The organism is Bartonella sp. AP258QHHD (genome assembly GCF_042196145.1).
Classification (GTDB): Bacteria; Pseudomonadota; Alphaproteobacteria; order Rhizobiales; family Rhizobiaceae; genus Bartonella.
The window spans coordinates 1-7524 of record NZ_JBHIPR010000042.1; the positions used below are offsets into that span (position 1 = coordinate 1).

At 44.4% G+C, this 7524-nt stretch carries 8 protein-coding genes; all 8 read left to right on the top strand.

The genetic code is table 11. The features are described 5' to 3' along the window. The coding region (locus ACFIMM_RS03950) for a hypothetical protein (protein ID WP_375692632.1) at nt 1–511 on the top strand (511 nt) is incomplete at its 5' end. Next, nucleotides 501–2447, top strand: a complete 1947-nt coding sequence (locus ACFIMM_RS03955; protein WP_375661184.1) for a phage terminase large subunit family protein — start codon at nt 501–503, stop codon at nt 2445–2447. The genes ACFIMM_RS03950 and ACFIMM_RS03955, both read left to right, overlap by 11 nt. Before the next feature lie 3 nt (nt 2448–2450). Beyond that, nucleotides 2451–2699 (top strand): phage head-tail joining protein, encoded by a 249-nt coding sequence (locus tag ACFIMM_RS03960; RefSeq protein WP_375682732.1) that lies wholly within the window; start codon nt 2451–2453, stop codon nt 2697–2699. Then, entirely contained in the window at nt 2699–4243 is a 1545-nt protein-coding gene (locus ACFIMM_RS03965) for a phage portal protein (protein ID WP_375682733.1), read from the top strand. Before ACFIMM_RS03960 ends, ACFIMM_RS03965 begins: the two co-directional genes overlap by 1 nt. Next, a complete protein-coding gene (locus ACFIMM_RS03970; protein ID WP_375682734.1) occupies nt 4233–5306 on the top strand; it encodes a S49 family peptidase in 1074 nt (357 codons plus the stop codon). Before ACFIMM_RS03965 ends, ACFIMM_RS03970 begins: the two co-directional genes overlap by 11 nt. A gap of 259 nt (nt 5307–5565) precedes the next feature. Then, a complete protein-coding gene (locus ACFIMM_RS03975) occupies nt 5566–5934 on the top strand; it encodes a head decoration protein (RefSeq protein WP_375612361.1) in 369 nt (122 codons plus the stop codon). A 12-nt stretch (nt 5935–5946) separates the two neighbouring features. Further along, nucleotides 5947–7023: a major capsid protein gene (locus ACFIMM_RS03980; RefSeq protein WP_375682735.1), complete on the top strand. Its 1077-nt coding sequence runs from the start codon at nt 5947–5949 to the stop codon at nt 7021–7023. A gap of 1 nt (nt 7024) precedes the next feature. Then, nucleotides 7025–7435, top strand: a complete 411-nt coding sequence (locus ACFIMM_RS03985; RefSeq protein ID WP_375692633.1) for a hypothetical protein — start codon at nt 7025–7027, stop codon at nt 7433–7435. Nucleotides 7436–7524: the final 89 nt, after the last annotated feature.

Here is a 7524-nt window from a genome sequence, read left to right on the forward strand (position 1 = left end):
TTCACATAATGCAGTGGTTTCTCGGATAAAGACAGGTAAATTTGATGCGGCTCTTTTTGAAGATGGTTCTGTCAATGAAGCGCTTGCAACAGCTATCTGGAATGAGAATCCAACAAAGCGCCCTGCTCCATTTTTAGCACCGGATGGTCAACCGCTGACAAAGATCAAACAAGCCTCCACAGATGGAGCCAATGAATACAAGATAAAACTGGAGCGAATGCAAGTTGCGCTAGCAAAAGAAAAGATTGCTCTGGAAAAGTTACGCGAAACCACTGTTGATCGTGAAGAAGTGAGAAAAGAAGCATGGAACTTTGGAAGAGCGCATCGAGATACAATGCTCAATTTTGCCTATCGCTTTGGTACTGAAATTGCGGCGCAAGTGGGATGTGATGCTGCGAGCCTTATTGGAGCTATCGATCATCATATGCGCAAAGCTTTAGTGGAAAATGTCGTCCCTGTTTCTTTTCACGATCCCAACATTTTAGAAGAGAATCCAGAACATGATAAGTGATGCTTCGCCCTCGTCCTCTGGTGCTGGGCTCTTTTTTTGCTATGCGAATGAAGGACGCCGTCCTGACCCGCCTTATACTGTTTCCCAGTGGGCTGATAAAAATCGTTATTTGAGCACAGTTACGAGTGCTGAGCCTGGATTATGGAGGACTATACGTACCCCCTATTTACGAGAGATCATGGATAATCTTTCTGTTTATGATCCGACTGAAACAACGGTTGTGATGAAGGGGGCTCAGATTGGAATGTCGGAAGCAGCGTTGAACTTTTGTGGTTATGCCATTCATCATAGTCCAGGACCTGCCCTTTATGTAATGCCGACAGTTGAGACCGCTAAGAAACTGTCAAAGTCTCGTCTTGATCCGATGATTTCAGCTAGCCCTGCTTTAAGTGAACGCATTGCTCCTGCTCGTGCAAGAGACAGTGGAAATACAATGTTTTCAAAGGAATTTTATGGGGGGACATTGATGATTACAGGAGCAAATAGTGCTGCTGGATTGCGTTCTTCTCCTATTCGCTATTTGGTTTTGGATGAAGTCGATGCTTACCCATTGAATGTCGATAATGAAGGCGATCCTGTAACAATTGCGGAAAAACGAACCTCTGCTTTTATTCAACGTAAAATTTTTAAATTGTCCACGCCGACACACCGTGACACAAGCCGTGTAGCCAAGGATTTTGTGCTAGGTGATCAGAGATATTACAATGTCCCTTGTGATGCATGTGGTGTTCTACAACCCATTGTTTGGTCACAAATTAAGTGGCCAAAAGGCGCCCCCGAAAAAGCTGTTTTTGTTTGTGCGCATTGTGGTCATGAACATGCCGAACATCGTAAGTCCACCTTAATGGCAGAAGAAAACGGTGCTTGTTGGATCGCAACACAGGAGTCAAGTAAGCCTCGTCTGCGTTCTTACCATATTTCAGCGCTTTATTCGCCATGGCTGACTTGGGGCGATTGTGCGCGCGAATTTTTAAGAGCCAAAGAAGACCCTGCTCTTTTGCAAGTTTTTATTAATACAGTGCTTGGAGAGCCATGGGAGGACAGAACAGGCGAAGTTGTTGATCCTGATAGCCTCTATGCAAAACGCGAAGATTATCCCCTTGCACCAGAACAATCCGTCGTGTTGACAGCTGGTATTGATGTGCAAAATGACCGCTTGGAACTTGAAGTGGTGGGATGGGGGCGTAGTGAAGAAAGTTGGCATATTGATTATCAAGTGATCCTTGGTGATCCCTCTTCTTTTGAAGTGTGGGACCAATTGGATGAATATCTTGCAAAACGTTGGCCGCATCCAGGCTATAAAGAGGGGATTAGGATAACAGCGGCTTGCATTGATACCGGTGGTGGACACACACAGGCAGTTTATAATTATGTACGCCCGCGTGAAGGGCGGCGTATCTGGGGCATTAAGGGGCAAGCGGGATGGCGTGCGGTATGGCCACGCCGACCAAGCAAAAACAATAAGGGGCAGATTAATCTCTATATTGTTGGTGTTGACGCGGCAAAAGATATTATCACGGCACGGTTTAAAAAATCGGGACCTGAAGCATCAGGGGCTGGTGCAACACACTTTCACAAAAGCCTTGACCAGGAATATTTTGACCAGCTAACCGCTGAAAGAAAAGTCATCAAATATTTCAAAGGCTTCAAGCGTATTGAATGGCAAAAAAGTGAAAAGGCAAGAAACGAAGCCTTGGATTGTAGGGTCTATGCTTATGCGGCTTTACAAGGTCTGATTTCGGCGGGAATAAACCTTAATCGAGAAGTTGATATCTTAGAAGAGCGTTTGGAAAAACTTAAAATTGAAGGTTCTGTAGAGCAACCAACATCTGGGATTTCTTCATTCACTTCTCCAAGAAGATCTCAGATAGCAAAACCTCAAAGGAAACAATCCAGAACAGTGATGAATCCTTATATGCGAGGGGATTGGAGGTAATTTGTGGATGAAACTTTAGGACAATTTAACAGCAAAATTAACAGACTGGAAAGTTTAAAAAGGCGGCGTGAACAAATTGAAGAGGCTCTTTATTCAGGTGCACAATCGGTACGCCATGGCGATAAGCAAGTCAGTAACCGCTCTGTTGAGGAACTGCGCAGAGCGCTTGAGATGCTGAACACACAAATAGCCAACCTTGAAGGATGCAAGCGTTCACGCGTTTTCTATTTTAATATATCACGAGGCTATTAATGGCTGGCTTTATCAATAAACTCACGGGCTTTTTTAAAATTTCTCGTCAACACAATCCCCATTTTGAAGCGGCAAGCAAAAGCCGCCGTATGGGTGGTTTTGACCCCGCAAAAAAACATATTAATAAAGCGATTGAAGAATGCGGTGATACCATTGTTGCCCGTTCAAGATGGCTTTATGACAATGAAGCTCTTTACGGTTCTGCGACTGAAGAATGGGTCTCTGCGGCTGTTAGTGATGGGATTAAACCTTATCCTCGCATTGAAGGTTTTCAAGAAGAAAAGAAAAAGCTTTTAGACTTATGGTGGCAATGGGTTGATGAGGCGGACTATGATGAAGATGCCAATTTTTATGGACTTCAAGCAACCATTGCACGAGAAGTCTTTCTAACTGGTGAATGTTTTGTAAGACTACATTATGTTGACCTCTACGGGCGCTCTGGTGTGCCGCTTCAATTACAAGTTTATCCCACCGAAATGTTAGACCTTACTTACAATGGACCGGCTGATATTGAAGGCAATTACATTCGTATGGGGATTGAATTTAATGCCAGTGGCAAGCGCGTTGCTTATCATTTCTGGGAACATCACCCCTATGATGATGTCCCTGCAAATATGGCATTTGAGAGCCAAGAGCGCGTGCGTGTCCCTGCTGAAATGGTCATTCATATCAAAGAGCGCCGTATTGCCGGACAATTGCGCGGTTCTCCAAAAATAACGCGCGCTATGACAAAGATCTTTCAACTCGAATCCTATGACGACGCAGAACTCGATAGAAAAAGGACGGCGGCTCTTTTCGCGGCGTTTGTCAAGGACAATTCACCAAACGTCGAAAAATTATCCGATAATCGTGATAAAAACAACGTTGAAGAAGAATACAAAGCACCTGTCATTGCGCCCGGTGCATCTCTTTATTTAGGAGAGAATAAAGAAGTTACATTCTCAAATCCTGTTGAGGTTGGTGGCTCTTATGAGGCTTTTCAATTTCGCAATATCTTGAAAATTTGTGCAGCACTTAATATGCCTTATGCCGTTGTGACTGGAGACGTTACGCGGGGGAATTTTTCAAATGTACGCACCTCCATCATTCAGTTTAGACGGCACGTCAAACAATGGCGTGAACATATTATTGCCTTTCAGTTTAACCGCATTGTTTGGGAGCGTTTTGTTGAAATGGCAGTGCTTGCTGGATGCGTCAATTTGCCAGGGTGGGAAGAAAATTCCTTGCCATGGCTTCAATGTGAAAGCTTTGCACCCCCGCTTGAAATGATTGATCCAAACAAGGATATCTCAGCGGAAAAAGAAGAAATTCGTGCAGGCTTGAAAACACGACGCATGGCACTTGCCGAGCGTGGCTTTGATATCGACAGCATTCATGCCGAACTGCAAGAAGAGCACACAGACGCTCGTGCGCGCGGCTTATCTTTTGACACGGATATGGCAGCGACCTCTGATAGCAATCAAGTAATTGATACCGCAGATTCAGAACCTTCTGAAACTTATGAAAGTAACCAAGGCAGTGAGGCACATAAAAATGGTGAATAATCTTGATATGCCGTTCTTGGCATCACGGCTTTTTGGGGTTCCTCATATGCTTGCCTCGACAAAGCTTGATATCATTTTGAATGCTCTTGCACCACGCCTTTTTGAGGGAGAAAAGTTTCCCATTGAAGCTTATTCGCAAGAGAATACAGAAGCTTTAAGACCCCCTGAAACTTATGTAGTACAAAACAATGTTGCCATAATACCGGTTCATGGCACGCTTGTGCGCCGTGGTGCATGGCTTGGGGCTTTATCGGGGCTAACCTCTTATGAAGGTTTAAGCGCTTCTTTTCGTGAAGCCATTGCACAACCTGATGTTCGCGCTGTTTTACTTGATATTGATAGCGGCGGTGGAGAAGCCGGTGGTGTGTTTGATTTGGTTGAAGAGTTTCAAACACTCTCAAAACAATACGACAAGCCCATTTGGGCACATGCCAATGAGTTTGCTTGTTCTGCAGCTTATGCCATTGCTTGTGCGGCTTCTCAAATATGGGTAGCTCGCACAGGGGTTGTGGGCTCGATTGGGGTTGTTTGTGCCCATCTTGACCAATCCCGTGCAGATGAAAAACACGGGCATAAATGGACCTTTGTCTTTGAAGGTGATCACAAAACCCATGGCAACCCTCATGAACCCTTGAGCGATACAGCACAGATAAAAATGCAAGCCGATTGCGCCCTGCTCTACGAGATGTTTGTCGATTTGGTGGCGCAAAACAGACGCTTAAATGCTGCTGCAATTCGTGACACAAAAGCAGAAACTTTTATAGGCACCCAAGCGATCACGCTTGGATTAGCAGATGCGCAGGGCACTCTTGCGCAAGCGTTGGAAGCTTTAACGGATTCCATATCACAAAACCCAACATCAACAGAAAAAGAAGGACAAAACACATGGCACGCACACAATACCGCGCTGAAGAAGAGGATGACGAAAAGATTGTCGACATCATCAATGACGAGGAAGAGGACGAAGACGATAGTGACATCGACAAAAACGCCGAAGACTTCGACGATGAAGAAGAAAACGAAGATGAGGATGAAGACAATGAGGACAAGCAGGAAAACATAAAAGCTGCTCTTGAAAAAGAAAGAAAGCGCGCAAAAGCACTAACAACCCTTGAAAGGCAAGCAAAGCACTTAGGCGTTTCTTTTGACGCAGCAAAAGCTATTCAAAACGGTATGAGTATCGAGAAAGCACGCCAGTGTGTGTTGACGGCTGCTAGCTCTCAAAGCGCGTCTTTAAAAGTCTCGCCTTATACCCCTCATAGTGATGGGACGAGCAAGGCAAAGATTCACGCAAAATGGGAAGCAGCTTGGAGGGCAGTGAAATGACGAATATTATTTATGACGACGTACGCAATGGCGCTTATCTTGGACCTTACGACCCCGATATGTCAAATGAAGAAGTGCTGTTTGCATCAGGAGCATTCATTGAAGCTGGAACTGTCATGGGGAAAATTACAGCATCACAAAAATATACCCCCCTTAATCCAGCAGCATCAGATGGCAGTCAAACACCGGCAGGGATTTCTTTTGCCACTATTGACGCAACAGAAGCAGATCAACGTGCCGTGATTACAGCACGCTTATGCACTGTAAAAGCTTCTGAACTTCTATGGCCAGATGCCATCACGGATGAGCAAAAGAAAGCAGCCATTCAGTCTTTAGAAGACCATAACAACATTCTATTGCGATAGGAGAATGCACACATGGATATGAATTTTTTTAAACATGATGCTTTCTCAAGCATCACAATGATGAAAGCCATTGAAAACTATGAGTTTCAACCTGGTCTTGTAAGCTCTCTTAATCTTTTTGAGGAAGTTGAAACCAGTACCACAGTGGTTGGTATTGAACGGCGTGATAATACATTTTCGCTTATTCAAACCAGTGAACGTGGCGCACCTTTGGCAGAAGGTGATAGAGAGGGTCGTAATCTTCGGTTTTTCAAAACAACACGGATTGCCAAAAGTGATACGGTGAAATCAGAAGAAATCCAGAACCGTCGTGAATTTGGCGCAGAAGATCAGTTAGAGACAGCAATGAAATATATTGCCAGAAAACAAAAGAAACTGATTTCTGAAATAGAATTGACATGGGAAAATATGCAACTTGGCGCTGTTCAAGGGGTGGTTCTTGATGCCGATGGCTCTGTTATTGTCGATTGGTACAAAGAATGGGAAATCGCACCACCAAAGCCCATTGACTTTAAACTAAATACAGAAACAACCAATGTTGCTGACAATGTTGATCAAGTCATTATGAGGATGATTGAAGCTTCAAAAGGAGCATTTTCTGATCGTTCGCGGATTATTGGGCTTTGTGGTAATGAATTCTTTTCCAAGTTGAAAAACCATAAAACAATTCGTGAGACCTATTTAAACACAGCCTTAGCACAGACACTCAATAGCGCCGGAGGTGTTGCAACACCAAGTTCGATTGGCTCTGGGAGCTTTGGCAGTTTTGACTTTGCGGGTGTGACTTTCATTAATTACCGGAGTATTCACAACTATAATGTGAGTGCGAAGGCTGGAACAAAGCGCGCTATAGGCATTAAGCCGGATGAATGTCAATTCTTTCCTGTTGATGCACCTGGTGTCTTCCAAAAAACCTTTGCTCCTGGTGAAAGCTTGGATTTTGCCAACACGGTTGGAAGACCTCTCTACACGATGCTTATCGTCGACCACGACCGTAATGCATGGGTAAAACCGGAAGTCTATAGCTATCCGCTTTATATTTGCACCCGCCCTGAAATGCTGTTCAAAGCAGTTATAGGAGCGAAATAACATGCGGTGGAACGGGCTGCTAAACCAAATGGTTAAAGATGTGCGCAACACTTTTGGGCAGCCCATCATCTACACGCGAAAAGACAACCAGCAATCTTTTCGTATCACAGCGATTTACGGCATTAAACATTCGGAATCGGAAGCCGGTGGCAGAATCTCTACCACAATTGCAAGAAAGGAACTTGATCTTTGTATCAATGACATCGGGGGAATACCACCAAAACCTCAAGATAGTATTGTGGTCCTCTCTCCTGAAAACAACAAAGCCCCCTCTTCTCAAGAGCACTTCGTGGTCACAGATGTCCAAGCCTCTGAATCCGGTATGTATAAGCTTATCTTGCGNTTCGTGGTCACAGATGTCCAAGCCTCTGAATCCGGTATGTATAAGCTTATCTTGCGAGAACAGAAATAATGAAACATCCCCGCGAGACGATAAGAGAAACATTTGTTGCGTTGATCAAAGCAGCAAAGACGGCAGCTGGTGACAATGTTTTCAATATG